Source organism: Candidatus Enterococcus wittei, assembly GCF_002140175.1.
In the GTDB taxonomy this organism is placed as follows: Bacteria; Bacillota; Bacilli; order Lactobacillales; family Enterococcaceae; genus Enterococcus_B; species Enterococcus_B wittei.
Genome location: NZ_NGMO01000006.1, coordinates 6,076 through 8,577 on the forward strand (window position 1 = coordinate 6,076; position 2,502 = coordinate 8,577).

Below are 2,502 nucleotides of genomic sequence, written 5' to 3' on the forward strand. Positions count from 1 at the left end.
GTATAATACGGCCTGTAAATAGCTGTCAATATGCCCCAATTAACAGATAGATTAAACCTAAGAATAACATAATAAAAGCGATGGAATAAACGTTATCTCACTGTCATCAACTTTTAATATGGATTAGATTTTTTTACTAAGTTAATCTATTTTTACCTTCATTCATTTTATGCCTTCTTAATTATTTCAGTTATTTTCCTAAACAAGAAAATAGCAAAGAACAGGTTTTTATTTTTATAGAAATAAATACCTATCCTTCAAAATATGAATTAAATCACTTTTTTATAAACGCTAATTGATGCTCTATAAGAAACCGCCCTTCAATCATCCATCAGAAAAGCACTTTTTATACAGAAATAAATACTACATAAATTAACCATTAGATTCACTTTGCTTTTCTAATACTATCGCCAACGTAGGAGAGTCTTTCTTATACAAGCTTCCTTTTACATCACCAAAAACATCCACAACACTAAACCCAGCTTCACACACTTCTTTCATCAATGTTTCTTGAGTGAAATAGGTTGTCCATAGATAATAATCGATCAATTTATTTTCGGTTAAAATAGAAGTTTGTTCTAAAGTAACATTGTTGTTGTACTTGAGGTAGTTATTTAAAGCAATATGTGGTTCCGCTGTCCAAAAACCACCTTTCGGGTTACTCTCCCATGTTTGTTTTTCTTCAAAATCCATGAATTTTGTTAGTGAAAACACATCAAATAATACTTTCCCCTTGGGTTTTAAATGATGAAAAATTTTATCGAGGAGGATTTTTCTATTTTCTTCTGATAAGGCACCATAATCACAATAAATCATAGTGATCAAATCAAATTTTTTCTGAAGATCCATCACTAGATAATTTTCATAACGATAATCGATTTCTAGCTGTTTCTTCTTAGCCGAATCTTGTCCATAGTTAATGGAACGCTTTGAAAAATCAAGCCCTGTCACTTTATATCCTGATTGAGTAAATTTCTCACTATAGATTCCCGGACCACAGCCAAGATCTAGTAAGGTGGGATATTTTGATGATGGGAAAAGCGTACTGATCCATTGAGCTGATTGATCAATGAAATCAGCTTTTCTACTCGCACCTTCAAACTCTGGGTCAAGATGTGCGTTTAACATTTGTTTGGAAATGTGTGGGTCATCCCAAAAAGCACCTTCTGTTTGCTTATAAATTGTCGGTGTTTCTAAAAGTGTTGTAATCATTTGTTTCATCTCCTATTCTTTTTTTAAAATCAAGCAAAAGAAAAAGCCGTAGATTTTACTCTACGGCCTTCCATAAAGAGAAGTTACGTAAAGAGTAAAATAAAACCAAAAATAGGTATACTAAATAAAGCCATCAAACAGCTAATTTTTTTACCTATTGAATTGATTTTATTCACTCTTTTCCAGTCCTACCCATGTTATTGATTGACAAACATCTGATAGGCCGGATACTTCACCTTTTTCCTCAATTTTATAAACTTGATTGTAACCCGAACCGATTATTTTTGTCAACGATGCAAATATACTATTTTACTTCAATTGAACGTATAGATGAAATGAGGTAAAACGCTCCTACTAAAGTAAGGACCCAACGTAAAAATAAGTATATAATACAAGAGGACTAATAATAACAAATATTTATTTTAATATGTAATAGGACTCAATCTTATAATCAAATGAAGAAAACAGCCTGTCTCTTATACACATCTAGATGTGTATAAGAGACAGCTCTAACTCTTCTCTCTCGAATTCTGTTAATTTTTTACGAAAAGCATGTGTTCTGATTTGTTCAAGTAATACTACATTTTGTTTTGAGGCAGACATAAAGAATACAATACCTGTTTCCAAATCGGATAATAGTAATAAATTCTTTTTACTTGTTTTCTCTTTTAGTTTATTACTCACAATTTTTCGATCATCATTCATTTCTTCAATGTAAGGGAAATAATTATCAGTAATAATAAAAAGACAGTTGAATAGGAACTCATAAATAGTGCTATCTAAGTTTTTGTCTAAATAATTTTTCATTTCAAAAAAAATGTATTGATTTTGTTCTTTAGTGATCGTGATGAGGGTTGTATTTTTAATGATAAATGTAATAGGTGTTGTTTCATAATGGTTATCGATTTTTATTTTATTGGGAACGTTATAGATCAAAACAAGTGTATCAGTTGTTTTGTCATAATCTAAATGGGCTCTTTCATTTTTATCTAGAGTATAATCGATGATTTCTTCATCTATATCATAATCAGCATAGAGTTTTTTTATGCCATCTTCTTCCTTAGTATTTAAATGGATCCATTCATTTTGATTGTTGTTAAATTTTATTGTTGTCATTTTAGATTCTCCTGAGCTGTTTTCTTCATTTGATTATAAGATTGAGTCCTATTACATTGTCTCTTATACACATCTAGATGTGTATAAGAGACAGCAACTATATATCTTTTTTTAAAATTTGTGGAAAATAAAAAAGGAGGGGTGAAAATCGTAAATTTCATCTCTCTTTTTTTA

Annotated in this window: 2 protein-coding genes; both read right to left on the bottom strand. The window is 30.1% G+C overall.

Annotated elements, in window-relative coordinates:
* Positions 1 to 372: 372 nt before the first annotated feature.
* Positions 373 to 1,212, bottom strand: coding sequence for a class I SAM-dependent methyltransferase (locus tag A5844_RS13670; RefSeq protein ID WP_209437441.1), 840 nt, complete (start codon positions 1,210 to 1,212; stop codon positions 373 to 375).
* Positions 1,213 to 1,698: 486 nt separating this feature from the next.
* Positions 1,699 to 2,328: a magnesium transporter CorA family protein gene (locus tag A5844_RS13675; protein WP_086285711.1), complete on the bottom strand. Its 630-nt coding sequence runs from the start codon at positions 2,326 to 2,328 to the stop codon at positions 1,699 to 1,701.
* Positions 2,329 to 2,502 lie beyond the last annotated feature (174 nt).